16 protein-coding genes and 1 other RNA gene are annotated in these 15450 nt (G+C 69.9%); 5 read left to right on the top strand and 12 right to left on the bottom strand.

All coding sequences use genetic code 11. The features are described from left to right. Nucleotides 1-201: 201 nt before the first annotated feature. The gene (locus ACT6XY_RS19060; protein WP_444749900.1) at nucleotides 202-660 is read right to left on the bottom strand and encodes a MarR family winged helix-turn-helix transcriptional regulator; all 459 of its coding nucleotides are present in this window, start codon (nucleotides 658-660) and stop codon (nucleotides 202-204) included. Next, nucleotides 657-1805 (bottom strand): Acg family FMN-binding oxidoreductase, encoded by a 1149-nt coding sequence (locus tag ACT6XY_RS19055; RefSeq protein WP_444749899.1) that lies wholly within the window; start codon nucleotides 1803-1805, stop codon nucleotides 657-659. Before ACT6XY_RS19055 ends, ACT6XY_RS19060 begins: the two co-directional genes overlap by 4 nt. 282 nt (nucleotides 1806-2087) lie before the next feature. Here ACT6XY_RS19055 and ACT6XY_RS19050 point away from each other — a divergent pair, with 282 nt between their 5' ends. After that, complete coding sequence (locus ACT6XY_RS19050) at nucleotides 2088-2384, top strand: hypothetical protein (RefSeq protein ID WP_444749898.1); 297 nt, start codon at nucleotides 2088-2090, stop codon at nucleotides 2382-2384. A gap of 18 nt (nucleotides 2385-2402) precedes the next feature. On the opposite strand, the gene ACT6XY_RS19045 is transcribed toward ACT6XY_RS19050, so the two are convergent. The 6 genes from ACT6XY_RS19045 to ACT6XY_RS19020 all read right to left on the bottom strand — a co-directional run bounded on the left by ACT6XY_RS19045 (nucleotide 2403) and on the right by ACT6XY_RS19020 (nucleotide 6136). Further along, nucleotides 2403-3455, bottom strand: a complete 1053-nt coding sequence (locus ACT6XY_RS19045; RefSeq protein WP_444749897.1) for a M48 family metallopeptidase — start codon at nucleotides 3453-3455, stop codon at nucleotides 2403-2405. Between the two features lie 16 nt (nucleotides 3456-3471). Beyond that, on the bottom strand, nucleotides 3472-4029 hold the full coding sequence (locus ACT6XY_RS19040) for a LemA family protein (protein ID WP_444749901.1): 558 nt from the start codon (nucleotides 4027-4029) through the stop codon (nucleotides 3472-3474). Nucleotides 4030-4166: 137 nt separating this feature from the next. Further along, nucleotides 4167-4886, bottom strand: coding sequence for a cytochrome c biogenesis CcdA family protein (locus ACT6XY_RS19035; RefSeq protein WP_444749896.1), 720 nt, complete (start codon nucleotides 4884-4886; stop codon nucleotides 4167-4169). Between the two features lie 31 nt (nucleotides 4887-4917). Continuing rightward, nucleotides 4918-5310 carry a thioredoxin family protein gene (locus ACT6XY_RS19030; protein WP_444749895.1) on the bottom strand — a complete coding sequence of 131 codons (393 nt, stop codon included), beginning with the start codon at nucleotides 5308-5310 and terminating at the stop codon, nucleotides 4918-4920. Between the two features lie 156 nt (nucleotides 5311-5466). After that, nucleotides 5467-5851: RNase P RNA component class A (gene rnpB, locus ACT6XY_RS19025), an RNA gene on the bottom strand. 42 nt (nucleotides 5852-5893) lie between these two features. After that, on the bottom strand, nucleotides 5894-6136 hold the full coding sequence (locus tag ACT6XY_RS19020) for a hypothetical protein (protein ID WP_444749894.1): 243 nt from the start codon (nucleotides 6134-6136) through the stop codon (nucleotides 5894-5896). Nucleotides 6137-6264: 128 nt separating this feature from the next. Between ACT6XY_RS19020 and ACT6XY_RS19015 the strand changes: the two genes are divergently transcribed. Then, complete coding sequence (locus tag ACT6XY_RS19015; RefSeq protein ID WP_444749893.1) at nucleotides 6265-7611, top strand: 3-carboxy-cis,cis-muconate cycloisomerase; 1347 nt, start codon at nucleotides 6265-6267, stop codon at nucleotides 7609-7611. Nucleotides 7612-7614: 3 nt separating this feature from the next. Here ACT6XY_RS19015 and ACT6XY_RS19010 read toward each other — a convergent pair whose 3' ends face one another. From ACT6XY_RS19010 to ACT6XY_RS19000, 3 genes are all read right to left on the bottom strand, one after another. Beyond that, a complete protein-coding gene (locus ACT6XY_RS19010) occupies nucleotides 7615-9132 on the bottom strand; it encodes a malonate--CoA ligase (RefSeq protein ID WP_444749892.1) in 1518 nt (505 codons plus the stop codon). A gap of 102 nt (nucleotides 9133-9234) precedes the next feature. Then, nucleotides 9235-11427 carry an ATP-binding protein gene (locus ACT6XY_RS19005; RefSeq protein ID WP_444749891.1) on the bottom strand — a complete coding sequence of 731 codons (2193 nt, stop codon included), beginning with the start codon at nucleotides 11425-11427 and terminating at the stop codon, nucleotides 9235-9237. Nucleotides 11428-11515: 88 nt separating this feature from the next. Continuing rightward, nucleotides 11516-12058 carry a thermonuclease family protein gene (locus ACT6XY_RS19000; protein ID WP_444749890.1) on the bottom strand — a complete coding sequence of 181 codons (543 nt, stop codon included), beginning with the start codon at nucleotides 12056-12058 and terminating at the stop codon, nucleotides 11516-11518. A gap of 147 nt (nucleotides 12059-12205) precedes the next feature. Between ACT6XY_RS19000 and ACT6XY_RS18995 the strand changes: the two genes are divergently transcribed. From ACT6XY_RS18995 to ACT6XY_RS18985, 3 genes are all read left to right on the top strand, one after another. Continuing rightward, nucleotides 12206-13813 carry a sensor histidine kinase gene (locus tag ACT6XY_RS18995; RefSeq protein WP_444749889.1) on the top strand — a complete coding sequence of 536 codons (1608 nt, stop codon included), beginning with the start codon at nucleotides 12206-12208 and terminating at the stop codon, nucleotides 13811-13813. A gap of 89 nt (nucleotides 13814-13902) precedes the next feature. Then, the gene (locus tag ACT6XY_RS18990; protein ID WP_444749888.1) at nucleotides 13903-14514 is read left to right on the top strand and encodes a glutathione S-transferase family protein; all 612 of its coding nucleotides are present in this window, start codon (nucleotides 13903-13905) and stop codon (nucleotides 14512-14514) included. Nucleotides 14515-14526: 12 nt separating this feature from the next. Beyond that, nucleotides 14527-15153: a uracil-DNA glycosylase family protein gene (locus tag ACT6XY_RS18985; protein ID WP_444749887.1), complete on the top strand. Its 627-nt coding sequence runs from the start codon at nucleotides 14527-14529 to the stop codon at nucleotides 15151-15153. A 12-nt stretch (nucleotides 15154-15165) separates the two neighbouring features. Here ACT6XY_RS18985 and ACT6XY_RS18980 read toward each other — a convergent pair. After that, nucleotides 15166-15450, bottom strand: a 285-nt coding sequence (locus tag ACT6XY_RS18980; protein WP_444749886.1) for an NAD-binding protein, incomplete at its 5' end; no start/stop codon positions are given.

Raw genomic sequence — 15450 nt, 5'->3', positions numbered from 1 at the left:
GCGCCCCGGTCGGCGGCCGCGCCGGGCGGGCGGCAGGCCGGCTGGCAGGTTGCTGGCGAGCGCCAGGGGGCGTCAGGTCCAGCTGGGCGACGACCGGCGTGGCGGCCAGAACCGCACCGGCGAGGAGAACCGTCCGCAACGTTCCATGCATGGCCTTCAATCTAGTCGAGCGGGGGCGCCCGCGCTACCCGCGCGCCGGTTTCAGTCGCGCAGGGCGTCGAGCCGCGTCCGGATCTCGGCGAGCGGCGCCAGGGCCGCGGCGAAGGGCGCCCGACCGATCCGGGCCAGCAGGCCGTCCAGTACGGGAGCGAGCCGGGCGATGCAGTCGGCATGGACGGCCCGGCCGGCATCGGTGATCTCCACCAGCCGCCCGCGCCCGTCGCTGTCGTCGGGCACGATCTGCACCAGTCCCTTCGGTTCCAGCCTCTGCAGGGTCGAGGTCATCGTCGCCCGTGTGACCTGGAAGGCCCGGGCGAGGTCGGAGGGGCGCCTGCGGCCGCCAAGCCGCACGAAGTGGTTGAGGATGGTGAACTGGGCGAGGGTCATCCCCTCCGGCATGACGCGCTCGAAGGCCGTGCTCGACAGCTGCGCGATGATGCCGACCTCGTTGAACACGCGGAACAGGAGGTCGGCGTCGCTGGCGGGAACGGTCTCGGTCATGCGGTCCTGATTCGGGAGGCGGCAGACCAGCGGGGTGTCTGCGGAACGGCGGGACCGTAGCCCAACCTGGCCAGCATGTGCAGCCGTTTCGGGTGCCCGGTGCCGAGCAGCCGGTCGAGCTCGGCGCGCAGGCCGTCCATTTCGGCGAATTCCTGCAGGGCCTGGCTGACCGGCTGCATGGCGAGCCCGAGCGAGGCGGCCGTCAGGTTGGCTCTGAGATAAGCGCGCCCCGCAGCGAAGGCGCCGGCCCGGCTGTCGTCCTCCGCCGTGACGGTCACATAGGCGGGCGTCGCCGCCAGCATGGCGCGGTACATGTCGCGGCCCTGGCGCGTCGCGGATGAGGCGGGGTCGGCGAGCTGGGCCCGCGACAGCTGGCCGATCAGCGACAGGCCCTCCAGGAAGGGACCGCCCAGCGAGATTCCGTCGGGATTGGCCTCGATCTCGCGGCGGCCGATGCGCATGAGGTCGACGCTCTCTTGATGGGTTCGCGGGGTCGCGGCCTCGACCTCCCAGGCCCTCCAGGTGAGGTCACGGACCTGCGCCGTCAGCGCGGACTCGGTGACGGCCGCGACCGTTAAACCCGGAGCGGAAAGCGCGGCAAGAGCGGCGGCCGCCGACGTCGGCACGGAGCGCGCCATGTCGTAGGGCCGCTTGGTCGAGCGCCGCACCATCACCTGGGCGAAGAGCGGGTCGACGGCCATGCCGGCCTCGCGGACGAGCCGCATGTGCGCCACCGGGCGCCGGTCGAGGCGCGGGTGCGGTTCTCCCCCCGGAAACGGGACGACCTCCAGCCGGTGGCCGATCGCCGTCGCCGCGATGGCCGCGAGTTCGCAGAAGCAGGCGAGCCCGATGACGATCTGCCTGTCGAGGGGATCGGTTTCGGGGAGCCTGCGGTCGAGGTCGCAGAAGAGCGTCATCGTCGTCGGCCCTGTCAGCTCGACGATCCACGGCTGCCGGTTGTGCGGGTTCGGCGCCAGGATCGCGTGCTCGACGACGAACCGTCGCGGATCGGAGCGCGAGCCGCCGGCTTCGGACCAGGGCAGGAGCGCCGCCGACGGCGTGCGCGTCAGGGCAAAGGCGGTGGCGCCGGTTGCGGCGACGAGGCCGGTGGCACCGGAGGAGAGAAGGAACAGGCGGCGATTCATCGAAGGCTCCTTTGAGTTAGATATCGAACGAGTTGATTAGATATCAAGCTAAATGGGCGCCGTCAATATGGTTCGATGTCGAACTAGGTGGGGCTGGCTGGCGGACTTTGGGGCGCGGCGGCCATAGGATACCGGCGGAGGGCCCGGACGCGGAAAAAATCCGATCGCGGGGAGCCCCCCGAAACGAGCTGTTACCTTTACGTCGCGTGAACTCGGCGTCTAGATTTGGCCCGGGCGGTCGTCCGGCGGCTGCGAACCACTGCTGTAAACCCGGAGTCTCACATGTTCAGGACCTGTCTTCTCGCCACCACCGCGGCCGCCGTTCTGGCTTTCGGCACCTTCGTCTCCACGACGCCTGCACAGGCCCAATGCACCGCGCGCTTCACCTGCGATCCCGGCGTCAGCCCCGTCTGCTGGTTCCGCCTGTTCTATCGCAACGGCAACAGCAGCGTCTTCACCGTGGCCGCCGGTGGCGAGCGCCGCATCTTCGGTCTGTCGCCGGGAGAGCGCTATTGTTCCTCGAACCGCGGCACGCCTGGCTTCCAGTGCAATGCCCAGCGCATCCGCATGGCCTGCTGACGGCGCGGGGGCGCGGCGCTAGCGCGGCGCGCCCCAGGACCGGCTCGCCTGCACCATCGAGGGCAGGTCCTGTCGCTGCCCCATGGCGGGCGCGTGCGGCGGCAGCTCCGGCATCCGCCCGCCCGCCTTCTCCACCAGCGCCTGCACCCGCTTGGTGATGGAGGGGTGGGTCGAGAAGAGATCGGCGAAATCGTCCGGATCGTTCTCGAAGCACATGTCCATGACGCCCGAGGGCACGCCCTCGATGTCGGCGCGGCCGGAGATCTTCAGGAGCGCCGAGATCATCGCGTCCGGGTTCTTGGTGAGCTCGACGGCGCCGGCGTCCGCCAGATACTCGCGCGAGCGCGACAGCGACAGCCTGACCACGATCGCCAGGACCCACGACACCACCACCAGCGCGACGCCGATCAGCACGACCACGATGGCGCCGCCGCCCTTGCGGTCGTCGGAGGACGAGCGGATGCCGCCGCGCAGGAAGGCGCGGAACACCAGTTCGCCCACCAGCGAGATGACGCCCGAGATCACCACCGCGATGATCATCAGCCTGACGTCGCCGTTGCGGATATGGGTGAGCTCGTGGGCGAGGACCGCCTCGACCTCCTTGTCGTCGAGCGTGTTGAGGAGGCCTGTGGTCACCGTCACGGTGAACTGCTTCTCGTTGACGCCCGATGCGAAGGCGTTGAGCGCGTCGCTCTGCAGGATCGCGAGCTTCGGCGTCGGCATGCCGCGGGAGATGCAGAGGTTCTCGAGCATCCGGTGGAGCTTCGGATTGTCGGCCTGGCTCACCGGCTCCGACCCCGTCATCTTGCCGATCAGCGCGACGTTGAAGCGGTAGCCGATCAGCACCCAGAGGGCGGTGCCGGCCGTGACGAAGGGCAGCGCCACCAGGAACACCCGCCAGGTCTGGTTCAGCACCTGGGTGCCGACCTCATAGCCCGACATGCCGTAGCCGATCAGGATCACCCCGAAGGTCAGCAGGTAGGCGAGGACGAACAGCCCGGCGATGAGGAATCCCGAGCGGATCTTGTTGTTGCGGATGTGGCCGTAGAGCCCGTAGGCCTCGCCGATCATGGCGGTGCCACCGGGCTCAGAACTTCACCGTCGGCGCCGTCTCGATCTGCGCGCGGGTCTCCGGACCGACGTCGAAGAACTCGCGCGACGTGAACCCCATCGACGCCGCGAAGAGCACGGCCGGGAAGGCCTGGATGGATGCGTTGAACTCGCTCACCGCGTTGTTGAAGAAGCGGCGGGCGGCGGCAAGCTTGTCCTCCACGTTGCCGAGGTCGACCTGGAGCTGCTGGAAGTTGGCGCTGGCCTTGAGGTCCGGATAGGCCTCGCCGAGGGCCATCAGCCGGCCGACGGCACCCGAGAGCTGCTGCTCGGCGGCCGCCTGCGCCGCCGGACCGTGGGCGCCCTGCGCCGCGTTGCGCGCGGCGATCACGGCGTCGAGCGTCGACTTCTCGTGGGCCGCATAGCCCTTCACGGTCTCGACCAGGTTGGGGATGAGGTCGTGCCGCTGCTTCAGCTGCACGTCGATGTCGGCGAAGGCCTGGTTGACCCGCTGCCGGAGCCCCACGAGCCCGTTGTAGACGAAGACGGCGTAGACGGCGGCGGCGATGACGATGCCGAGAATGGCCCAGCCCATGACGTGGCTCCTCTCCAGGACGACGGGGGGCGAGACTGTCACGGACCCGCCCTTTGCGCAAAGACAAGGGCGGGGCATCTGTTTCAGCGCGATGTCGGGGGGCGCCCGATCGCGTCACGCGGGCCGGCCCGCACTCCTCAGAAACGGGTCGTCAGGTTGGTCAACCAAGCGGGCGAGGCCTCCACCAGCGCGACCTCGATGGCCTTGTCCCAACCGGTGAGCACCAGCACCGCGACAGCCACCACCACCAGCCCGAGAGCGGTCTTGGCGCCCTGGCCGGCCGCCATCATCCGTTCGCGCAGCCCGAGGAGCTTCTCCCGCGACAGGGCGCCGAGGGCGGCGAGCGGCAGGCCGGCGCCGATGCCGAAGGCGAGCATGGTGAGGCCCACCTGGCCGAGATTCTCCCCCCGTGCCGCCATCAGCGAGGCGGCTCCGAGGGTCGGGCCCACGCAGGGGCTCCACACCGCCCCGAGCAGCAGGCCGACGCCGAACTGGCCGGAGAGGCCTCCCCGGTCGAAGCCGCCGAAGCGCGACTGCGTCCAGTCGGACAGGGGGCCTGCAGCCGTGGCGAGGCGTGCGCCCGCCGCCGGCACCAGCATCGCGAGGCCGAGGGCCAGCAGGATGAAGCCGGCCACCACGCGGAAGACGCCGAGGTCGAGTCCGAGCGAGAAGCCGATCGTGGCGACGAAGAGCCCGATCACCGTGAAGGAGAGGGCAAGGCCGGCGGCGAGGGCCAGCGGTCCCCGCCGGTGCTCGGAGGCAGCGCCCCCGAGCACGATGGGCAGGATGGGCAGCACGCAGGGCGACAGGATCGAGACGATCCCCGCCAGGAAGGCGAAGCCGATGGAGGCGAACATGGGCGGTGTCCCTGCGGCTGGCTGCGGCGGATCAGATGCTCTTCGCCACCAGGGCGGTGATGGAGGCCGCGCTGGTGTCGCCGGCCGAGCGGCCGACCTCCTGCCGCCCCTTGAAGACCACCAGCGTCGACTGGCTCTGCACGTTCAGGGCGCGCAGCACGTCCTTCTGGCTGTCGAAGTCGACGCTGAGGAAGACGAGGTCGCGGAAGCGGGGTTCGGCGGTCAGCTTCTGAAGGATCGGCTGCTGGGCCCGGCAGGTGGGGCACCAGGGCGCCGTCACCTCGACGAGGATCGGCTTGCCCGCGGCCTGGGCGGCCGCGAATGCGGCCTGGGTGAAGCGCTGCGCGGCGGCACCCGCGGGAAGCGAGGGAGCGGCGGCGGCGATCGCGGCCGAGGCGAGGATGAAGGTGCGGCGATGAATCATGGTTTCCCCTCTAAGGACCGGCCGGCTGTCAGGGCGCGGCACGCCTCCGTTTCGCCTGGACCATCCGCGGCGTTACGTCTTGACGAAGTCGTGATCGATGTGGCGGACGCCCGGACATGGCGAGGCCCCGGTCGCTGTCGCGCCGGGGCCTCTCAACATGTCAGTCGGCCTGTAAGCCGGGTTTTGTGGGGCGGGACGAATCCCGCGCGACGACCATTCCTCTAGGCGGCCGATTGCTCGGACGCTCTGGCAACCTACCCGGACGACGGCGCGGATCCACGCCCGGGGTTTCCCCCTGTCGTCCCTATTCGGTTTTGCTCCCGGTGGGGTTTACCGTGCCGCTTCCGTTGCCGGTCGCGCGGTGGGCTCTTACCCCACCTTTTCACCCTTGCCGGGGCGAACCCCGGCGGTCTGTTTTCTGTGGCACTGTCCCTGGGGTCGCCCCCGCCGGACGTTATCCGGCACCGTGTTTCCGTGGAGCCCGGACTTTCCTCCCCCGCGCCCTTTCGGGTGATGCGGCGGCGGTCGTCCGGCCGGCTGACGGCGCTCAAGTGAAACAGCCCGGCCGGAGTGTCAAGCCGGCTCAGGCGTCCTTCTTGCCGTCGACGGACTTCCGGCCGGCGGGTGCCCCGACGCTGCTCTCCGGCGCCGTGGGCTGGACGGGATCGCTGGCCGGGAACGTGTCCTCCAGCGCCTTGTTCAGCTCGGCCTCCTCGGCCTTCGTCGTGGAACTCGCCGGCATCTTCGGGCCCTTGCCCGCGATCGCCTCTTCGAACTCGCGCGTGCCCTCTTTCTGCAACGCGTCGGCTTTCACATCCGCAGGCATGTTTCCCTCCTATGGCCATACCGCTTCGAAACATCCAACCCGCGACGGCCGCCGGCGTTCCCTTGCCGTGGCTTGGTCCCGGGCGCCGCGCTCTGGTAAGGCTGGAGCCCGCCTGGAATGAGGTCCCCATGCCGTCGCCGCTTCTCGCGCCCCTCTTCGGTTCGCCCGCCATGGAGGCGGTCTGGTCGGACGAGGCGGCTGTCGTCGCCATGCTGGCCTTCGAGGAGGCACTTGCCGCTGCCGAGGCCGAGGCGGGCGTGATCCCCGCCGCGGCGGCTGCCCCCGTCGCCGCGACCGTGGCGCGCCGCGACATCGACGCCACAGCACTGGCCGACGCCGCCAGCATCGCCGGCAACACGGCCATCCCGCTGGTCAAGGCGCTGACGGCGAAGGTGCGGGAGGCCGATCCCGAAGCCGCCAAATGGGTGCACTATGGGGCGACCAGCCAGGACGTGATGGACAGCGGCCTGGTGCTGCAGCTCCGCGAGACCTTCAGGGTCGTCGAGGCCGATCTCGCCCGCGCCATGGCTGCTGCCGCAGTTCTCGCCAGGGCTCATCGCGACACGCCCATGGCAGGCCGCACCTGGCTGCAACAGGCTCTGCCCATCACCTTTGGCCTGAAAATGGCGGGCACGCTCGACGCGCTGATGCGTCACCGCGACCGCCTCGCCGAAGCCCGCCCGCGCATCCTCGCCCTTCAGTTTGGCGGTGCCGCCGGCACGCTCGCTTCCCTCGCTGACAAGGGGCCCGAGGTTGCCCGCCTGCTCGCCGCGCGCCTCGACCTGTCGCTGCCCGACACGCCCTGGCACGGCCAGCGCGACCGCATCCTGGAAGCCGCCAGCCTCATGGCGGGCCTCGTCGCCACCGCTGCCAAGGTCGCCCGGGACGTCGCCCTGATGATGCAGACCGAGGTCGGCGAGGTGACTGAGCCGGCGGCGCCGGGCCGCGGCGGCTCCTCCACCATGCCGCACAAGCGCAACCCGGCGCTCTCCGCCACCATCCTCGGCGCGGCCGGCCTCGCGCCCCAGCTGCTCGCGGCCATCGCGGCCGGCGGCGCCGGCGAGCACGAGCGCTTCGCCGGGGGCTGGCAGTCGGAATGGCTGGCGCTGCCCGAACTCGCCCGCCTCACCGGCGGGGTCATGGCACGCCTCGCCGAACTGCTGGAGGGGCTGGAGGTGAAGCCGGAGCGCATGCGCGCCAATCTCGACGCCACCGGCGGGCTGCTGATGGCGGAAGCCGTGCAGATGGCGCTGACGCCGGCCTTCGGCCGCCTCGTCGCCCATGACCGGATCGAGGCTGCCTGCCGCAGGGCCGTCGGCGAGGGCAGGGTCCTCCTCGACGTGCTCGCCGAGGACGGTGAGATCACCGCTCATGCGCCGCGCGAGCGCCTTGCCGAACTCCTCGATCCCGCCGGCTACCTCGGCGCGGCGGGGATCTTCGTGGACCGGGTGCTGGCGCGGTGGAACGGCGCCTGAGGCTCAGCCCCCGTAGATGCCCTTGTAGGTCTCGCGCAGCACGTTCTTCTGCACCTTGCCCATGGTGTTGCGCGGCAGGTCCTCGACCACGATCACGCGCTTCGGCAGCTTGAACTTCGCGAGGCGGGTCTCCAGCGCGGAGAGGATGGCACCCTCGTCGAGCTTTGCGCCGGGGGTCGGCACCACCACGGCGGTCACACCCTCGCCGAAATCAGGATGCGGCACGCCGATCACGGCGCTCTCGAAGACGCCGGCCATGCCGTCGATCTCGGTCTCGACCTCCTTCGGATAGACGTTGTAGCCGCCGGAGATCACGAGGTCCTTGCCGCGGCCGACGATGTGGACATAGCCGCCCTCGTCGATCTTGCCGAGGTCGCCGGTGATGAAGAAGCCGTCCTCGCGGAACTCGGCGGCGGTCTTCTCCGGCATCCGCCAGTAGCCCTTGAAGACGTTCGGGCCCTTCACCTCGATCATGCCGATCTCGCCCTTGGCGACGGGAGCGCCCGTTTCCGGATCGGTGACGCGCAGTTGGACGTCCGGCAGGGGGAACCCGACCGTCCCGGCGATGCGCTCGCCCTCGTAGGGGTTCGAGGTGTTCATGTTGGTCTCGGTCATGCCGTAGCGCTCGAGAATGGCCTGACCGGTCTTCTCGCGGAACGCCCGGTGCGTCTCGGCCAGCAGCGGCGCCGAGCCCGAGATGAACAGGCGCATGTGGCGCGTCGCGCCGGGGGTCAGTCGCGCGTCCTGCACGAGGCGGACGTAGAAGGTCGGCACGCCCATCATCGTGGTCGCCCGCGGCAACAGCTCGAACACCTTGTCGGCATCGAACTTCGGCAGGAACAGCATGGTCGCACCCGCCATCAGGATGGTGTTGGTGGCGACGAAGAGCCCGTGGGTGTGGAAGATCGGCAGGGCATGCAGCAGCACGTCCTCGCGCGTGAACTTCCAGTAGTCCTTCAGCGTCAGCGCGTTGGAGGCGAGGTTGTCGTGGGTCAGCATGGCGCCCTTGGAGCGCCCCGTCGTCCCCGAAGTGTAGAGGATCGCTGCAAGGTCGTCGGCCCCGCGCGCCACCGAGTCGAAGACCGGCGCCTGGGCATTAGCCTTCTGCCACAGCGAGCCATCCTTCGCCCGGCCCAGCGTCTCCACCGCGGGCACGCCGGTGCGTGCCGCGACCTCGGCGATGCCGTCGCGCCGTGCCGGGTCGCACACGACCATGGCCGGCTCGGCGTCGGAGAGGAAATACTCGATCTCGGCCAGTGTGTAGCCGGTGTTGAGCGGCAGGAAGACGGCGCCGGCGCGCACGCAGGCGAGATAGAGGAAGATCGCCCCGGGCGACTTCTCCACCTGCACCGCCACCCGGTCGCCCGGCTTCACGCCCGCCGCCACCAGGGCGTTGGCGAAGCGGCCGGTCGCGGCGAAGAGATCGTCATAGGTGAAGCGGGTGCCGTCCTCGGTCTCGATGAAGGTCTTGGAGGCATCGGTGCCGTAAAGGCGGACGAGATCGAAGAGATGGTTGGCCATGGCTCAGCGGGATGTGCTCGGCGGGGCGCCGTCGGGAACGCGGGAGGGCGGACCATGCCGCATCCGGCCGGTCAGGTCGAGAGGGCCGCGGGGACCGATCGCTCAGCCCGCGGCCGCGAGCGGCTTGCCGAGATGCTCGGCGCGGATGGTGGCGCGCACCTGCGTGCCGGCTCCGGGCTTGGAGCGGATGGTCAGCGCGCCGCCGTGCAGGTCGATGAGCTTCTTGACCAGGGCAAGGCCGAGCTCGGCCTCGCCGCTCCCGTTGCCCTCGCCGAGCGGGTCGAGCGCCTGGGCGAGTTCGCCCGGCGAGACGCCGGCGCCGGAATCGACCACGTCGAGAACGAGCTCGCCCCCCGGCCCGCGCTTGGCCGAGACGTTGACGATGCCGCCGCGGGGCGTGCTCGCGATGGCGTGGTTGACGAGCTCGCCCATGATCTTGCGCAGGGCGACCGCATTGGCGGTCATGGACGAGACATCCGGTGTCCAGACCACGCGGAACTTCACGCCCTTCGATTCCGCCCGCGGCCTGTAGAGCAGGTTCACCTCGCCGATCAGCTTCTCCATCGGCGCCTGGTCGCCGGCGGGCGGGCTCTCGATGGCGGAGGCCTGCGCGTAGTCGAGGACGTCGGCGAGGCGCCGCGCGAGTCTCGCCGATTCCTCCCGCGCGGCGTCGATGAGTGCGTCGATGTCGTCCTGGTGGCGGCTCGAGGCCGCCCGTCGCGCCATCAGGTGCAGGCGTTCGATGGGCTGGCGGAACGTCCGGCCGATCAGCCGGACGAGTCCGGAGCGCACGCCCTTCAGCGTTTCCACCGCGATGAGGGCGCGCGCCACCTGGTCAGTGAGGAAGGCCACCTCGCGGGTCGCGGCGTCCAGGCGATTCTCGCGTTCCTGCACCTCGCCGGCGAGGCGCTCGTTCAGGTCGCTCGCCTGTTCGGCTGCAGCCTCGGCGAGGGTGAGCTTCTCCTTCACGCCCTTGATCTGCGCCTGGAAGATGTCCACGGCGCGATTGTACTCGCGGGCGATCTGCCCGAGCTCGCCGTCGGAATCGGCCTCCAGATAGGCGAAGGCGCCGGCATTGAGATTGAGCGCGCCGAGCTGGCTCACCAGCATGGCGACGTCCGTGGTCATGGCGTGCTCGGTGACGTTGAGCCCGATCCGCTCCTCCGCCTGGCCCACGCGCAGCCGCATCACGAAGCGCAGGGCGAAGGCCGCGGCTCCCATGACCGCCGCCGCCCAGGAGACGATGGCGAGCAGCCCGGCCGCCTGCAGCGCCAGGATGACGATCAGGTTCGCCGGCTGGCAGAAGGCGACGGCGAGCACGCCCAGCATCCCGGGAAAGAGGTGAGCGGAGGCGATGCCGAGCGCGTCGTCGATCTCGGCCATCTCCAGCAGCCGCGCTCCCGCCAGCGCCACGGCCGCGCCCGCAGCTCCCAGCGCGACGGCGCCCAGCGGATGGAGGAGATGCGCCGCCGCGGAGGCCGCCACCACACCGGCGAGCGTCGCGTGGATGATGTGGACGATGGTGATCCGTGACGGGCGGAGCTGGTTGGCGAGGAACGTCACGGTGATCGCCGCGGCCCCCGCCAGGATGAGGTTGATCACCACCGGGGCCACGGCAAATCCCGAGGACAGCGCCTGGCCGATGGCGATGCCGAACCACCCGAGCCACAGCAGCATCACGCCGAGGGCTGCGAAGGGGAAGCTCTGGCTCTGCACGACGAGGCTGCGGCGCGTGCCGTTGAAGCGGCCCGTGCGCGGCCCCACGACATAGGACGCGACCAGCGCGGCGGTGGCGCCGGCCACGTGGATGACGCCCCCGCCGGCGAGGTCGACATAGCCGAGCCCCCTGAGCCATCCGGCCGTCTCGCCGTCGGCCCAGGCCCAGTGCATGACGAAGGGCAGGATGGCGAGGCTGAACACTGTGACGAGGGCCGCATAGGCCCGCAGGGTGGTTCGCTCCGCCAGCGGGCCCGACAGGAGCGTCGCCGCGGCGCAGGCGATGGCCAGCGCGAAGACGAGATCGGCTCCCCCGTCGGCAGGCATGAACGGGCCGCGGCCGGCGATGGGCCCCCCGGCATTCATGATGCCGTAGCCGACCGCCCAGACGATGAGGATGGTGATGCCCACCTGCACCAGCAGCTTGGCGGCAGCGTTGACGCTGTGCTTGGCACGGACCAGCCCGCTCTCCAGCGTCACATGGCCGGCGAGAACCAGGAACACGCAGAGCGCGACGATGACGGGTGCCAGGAGGTCGGGCGGCGTCGAAGGCATCAGGAAACCGGTGACGAGACGCATCGCTCGCCGAAGCACTCTCGGGCAACATGGTTAACGCAAGGTTACCCGCGGCCGAAACCATTACGATCAGAAACGTTTAGCCGAGGGGTCAGCTCTCCGGTGGGGCGCCTGCGCGCTGTCGGTCGCGCCATTCGCGCGGACGCATGAATTCGCCGGCCCACAGGCCGCGTTTGGCCGCCCTGGCGGAGACCTCGTCCTGGTAGTAGGCCCCATAGGCGACCGCATGGCCGGCCAGCACCTGGGCACGCCCGAGATCGACCTCGTCGGCCCGGCACATCGCCACCGTCCGGCCGTAACGGTCGATGTCGCGCTGCTCACAGGTCAGCGGCTGCCCCGCCACCATGGCGATGAGGGCGCGGGCTGATTCCCGCCCGCAGCGGACCTCGCGCCCCTCGCGCGTGCAGCGCTGGAACAGCTCCGGCGCATCGATGCCGTGGAGACGCACCTCTATGCCGGCGACGATCAGGCTGTCGCCATCGACGATCCGGGCATAGCCGCCGAAGGTGCGGCGCGCCTGTGGACCCTGCAGGGCGTGGCGGATCGCGAGCGTCGTCACCGCCGCGACGGCGATCAGCAGCCAGAGAAAACCCGTATTGGGCCGCAGGCTGCGGAAACGGGAAAAGCGCAGCATGGACTGGCCGTAAGGGGAGGGAGGAATCAGGATCGGGACAGGATGTTCATGGTTCGTTTACCATGGATCTCGACCTGCCGTTAATCAAGCTCTGCCACATTTCGGTCCGGAAGTGGCGTTGCGTTGGAGAGGTGCCCGGCGATGGGCGTGACGGCGGCAGACGGACGGCCGGACGACCGGCAGGCCGAGAGGGCGCGCGAGCAAGCCCAGAGCCGCAAGCGCGTCGTTCGCCAGGTGCGGGACGCCCGCGACCGCCTCACCTCGACCACCGGCACGAAGCGCTCGTTCGAATACGAGCTGATGCGCGTCTTCGCGCAGAACAAGCAGTCGGCCGGCATCGCCGTCGCCCTCATCGCCCTCGCCACAGGCTGGGTCGCCGGCTGGGCCACCAATCCGGGCCTCGGCGCCGCGGCGGGCCTGATCATCCTCGGCGCCCACGGCTTCTGCATCCTGATGGCGCGGTCCTTCCTCAAGGTCGCGCCGGACAAGGCGGACCTCGCCTCCTGGCGCCTGCGCTTCGTCATCGCCGAGATCATGCTGGGCATCGGCTGGGTGCTGGCCTTCATCGTGGTCATGCGCACCCAGGTCGCCGAGGCCAGCAACTTCCTGCTCGTCGGCATGCTCATCGTCGTCGCCGTTTCGGCGATGATCGGGTCGACCCTGCCGGTCGCCATCTTCGCGTCCTCGCTGCCGGTCGCGGCCACGGTGATCGCCTATTTCCTGCTGCTGCACGGCATGCAGGGCGCCGTCCTCGCCGCCATGGCGCTGGGTACGCTCGTGTTCTTCGCCATCATCTCGGCCCGGCTCTACCAGACCAACCTCGCCACCATCGAGGCGCGCGCCGAGAAGGATGCTCTGATCGGCGAGCTCGAGACGGCCAAGACCAACTCGGACGAGGCCCGGCGCAACGCCGAGATGGCCAATATCGCCAAGTCGCAGTTCCTCGCCCAGATGAGCCACGAGTTGCGCACGCCGCTCAACGCCATCCTCGGCTTCTCCGAGGTGATGAAGGGCGAGATGTTCGGCCCCCATTCCTCGCCGCAATATGCCGAATATGCCGGCGACATCCACTCCTCGGGCCAGCATCTGCTCTCGCTGATCAACGAGATCCTCGATCTCTCCCGCATCGAGGCCGGCCGATACGACCTCAATGAGGAGGCGCTGACCCTCGCCTACGTCGTCGAGGACTGCCACCACCTGCTCAAGGTGCGCGCCAAGAACAAGGGCGTCACCATCGTCGAGCGCTTCGAGCCCGACATGCCGAAGCTCTGGGCCGACGAGCGCGCGATCCGGCAGATCGTGCTCAACCTCATGTCCAACGCCATCAAGTTCACGCCCACGGGTGGGGAGATCACCCTGAAGGTCGGCTGGACGGCGTCGGGCGGCCAGTACGTCTCGGTGAAGGACACCGGCGCCGGTATTCCCGAGGACGAGATCCCGATCGTCCTGTCGAATTTCGGCCAGGGCTCCAACGCCATCAAGAACGCCGAGCAGGGCACCGGCCTCGGGCTCCCCATCGTCCAGGGCCTGGTGTCGATGCACGGCGGCACCTTCACCCTCAAGTCCACGGTCCGCATCGGCACGGAGGTCACCGTGACCTTCCCCGCGGAGCGCGTGATGGAGGCCCTGCCGGCCATTGCCAGCCCGTCGGTCGCGGTCCATGCCCCGATCCCGATGGAGGTGGAGGCACCGACCCCGCCCGAGGCCCAGAACATCGGCGCCCTGCGCCGCGCCCTGTTCGGTCCCCGTCGCTGACGCCATCCGCCGACCCGCCGGGTTGACCCCCGCGCGCCTCGCATGTGCAGTTACACGATAACAAGCCTGCACGGCCGAGGACGCCCGCCATGAAGCTCTACGACACGCCTCTCGCTCCCAACCCGCGCCGCGTGCGGGTCTTCCTGGCGGAGAAGGGGATCGACATCCCCAAGGTCACCATCGACCTCGGCAAGATGGAGCAGAAGTCGGAGAGCTACGCGGCCGTCAATCCGCGCCAGCGGACGCCCGCGCTGGAGCTGGATGACGGCTCGGTCCTCTGCGAGTCCATCGCCATCTGCCGCTATATCGAGGCGCTCCACCCCGAGCCGAACCTGTTTGGCCGGACGCCGAAGGAAATCGGCGAGATCGAGATGTGGTCGCGCCGCGCGGAGCTGAACCTCCTCTCCACCATCGCCTCCGCCTTCCGCCACCTCCATCCTGCCATGGCCGCCATGGAGGTGCCGCAGGTGAAGGAATGGGGCGAGGTCAACAAGGGCCGCATCGTCGACGAGCTGGCCTTCCTCGACCGGCAGCTCAAGGGCCGCGACTTCGTCTGCTGCGACCGCTTCACCAATGCCGACATCACCGCCATGATCGGCGTCGACTTCCTCAAGCCGACCCGCGTCGCCGTGCCTGACGAACTGGTCGAGCTGAAGCGCTGGCATGCGGCCATGGCGGCCCGTCCCTCGGCAAAGGCGTGATAATGGCGGGGCGTGGATAGTCTCGACGCCCTCGACCGCGCCATCGCCGCCTGCCGGATCTGCGTGGAGCGCCCGCGCGGCGCGCCCTTGCCCCACGAGCCGCGCCCCGTGGCCTGGCCCTCGGCCACCGCGCGCATCCTCATCGCGGGGCAGGCGCCGGGCACGCGCGTCCATGCCTCCGGGCGGCCGTTCACGGACCCGTCCGGCGACCGGCTGCGCTCCTGGATGGGCGTCGACGAGGCGACCTTCTACGACCGCTCCCGCGTCGCCATCGTGCCGATGGGCTTCTGCTTTCCGGGCCTCGACGCCAAGGGCAGCGACCTGCCGCCCCGCCGCGAATGCCGCGAGGCCTGGCACGACCGACTGATGGCGGCGATGCCCGCGGTCGATCTGGTTCTTGCCATCGGCGCGACCGCGCACGCCTATCACCTGGGCCGGCTCGGGCTCGGCCACCTCGCCGGACGGACGCTGACGGAAACCGTGGCCGCCTGGCGCTCCATCAGGGCCGCTGGTGACCGGCCGGCGGTATTCGTGTTGCCCCATCCGTCATGGCGCAACTCGGGATGGCTGAAGCGCCATCCCTGGTTCGACGCGGAGCTGCTGCCGGTCCTGCGCGGCGAGGTGGCGGCGCGGCTCTGAGGCCGCGCGCCCTCACTTGCGCTCGAGGCGGGCGAAGAGGCTCGACGTGTCCCAGCGGCCACCGCCCATCGTCTGGACCTCGCCGTAGAACTGGTCGACCAGCGCCGTCACCGGCAGGGTGGCGCCGTTGCGGCGGGCCTCGGCGAGGCAGATCGAGAGATCCTTGCGCATCCAGTCGACGGCGAATCCGTAGTCGAACTTGTCCTGGTTCATGGTCTTGTGGCGGTTCTCCATCTGCCACGAGCCGGCGGCGCCCTTGGAGATCACGTCGACGAGCTGCTCGATGTCGAGGCCGGC

The sequence above is a fragment of the Phreatobacter sp. genome (assembly GCF_052440005.1).
In the GTDB taxonomy this organism is placed as follows: domain Bacteria; phylum Pseudomonadota; class Alphaproteobacteria; order Rhizobiales; family Phreatobacteraceae; genus Phreatobacter.
This window is presented reverse-complemented; position numbering and strand designations above follow the sequence as displayed.

Bases quoted from the DNA above. Each gene is read 5' to 3' on its own strand.
- ACT6XY_RS19030 (WP_444749895.1), bottom strand. From the start codon at position 5,310: ATGATTCATCGCCGCACCTTCATCCTCGCCTCGGCCGCGATCGCCGCC.
- ACT6XY_RS19045 (WP_444749897.1), bottom strand. From the start codon at position 3,455: ATGATCGGCGAGGCCTACGGGCTCTACGGCCACATCCGCAACAACAAG.
- ACT6XY_RS18990 (WP_444749888.1), top strand. From the start codon at position 13,903: ATGAAGCTCTACGACACGCCTCTCGCTCCCAACCCGCGCCGCGTGCGG.
- ACT6XY_RS19060 (WP_444749900.1), bottom strand. From the start codon at position 660: ATGACCGAGACCGTTCCCGCCAGCGACGCCGACCTCCTGTTCCGCGTG.
- ACT6XY_RS19020 (WP_444749894.1), bottom strand. From the start codon at position 6,136: ATGCCTGCGGATGTGAAAGCCGACGCGTTGCAGAAAGAGGGCACGCGC.
- ACT6XY_RS19050 (WP_444749898.1), top strand. From the start codon at position 2,088: ATGTTCAGGACCTGTCTTCTCGCCACCACCGCGGCCGCCGTTCTGGCT.
- ACT6XY_RS19035 (WP_444749896.1), bottom strand. From the start codon at position 4,886: ATGTTCGCCTCCATCGGCTTCGCCTTCCTGGCGGGGATCGTCTCGATC.
- ACT6XY_RS19000 (WP_444749890.1), bottom strand. From the start codon at position 12,058: ATGCTGCGCTTTTCCCGTTTCCGCAGCCTGCGGCCCAATACGGGTTTT.
- ACT6XY_RS19010 (WP_444749892.1), bottom strand. From the start codon at position 9,132: ATGGCCAACCATCTCTTCGATCTCGTCCGCCTTTACGGCACCGATGCC.
- ACT6XY_RS19055 (WP_444749899.1), bottom strand. From the start codon at position 1,805: ATGAATCGCCGCCTGTTCCTTCTCTCCTCCGGTGCCACCGGCCTCGTC.
- ACT6XY_RS19040 (WP_444749901.1), bottom strand. From the start codon at position 4,029: ATGGGCTGGGCCATTCTCGGCATCGTCATCGCCGCCGCCGTCTACGCC.
- ACT6XY_RS19015 (WP_444749893.1), top strand. From the start codon at position 6,265: ATGCCGTCGCCGCTTCTCGCGCCCCTCTTCGGTTCGCCCGCCATGGAG.
- ACT6XY_RS19005 (WP_444749891.1), bottom strand. From the start codon at position 11,427: ATGCGTCTCGTCACCGGTTTCCTGATGCCTTCGACGCCGCCCGACCTC.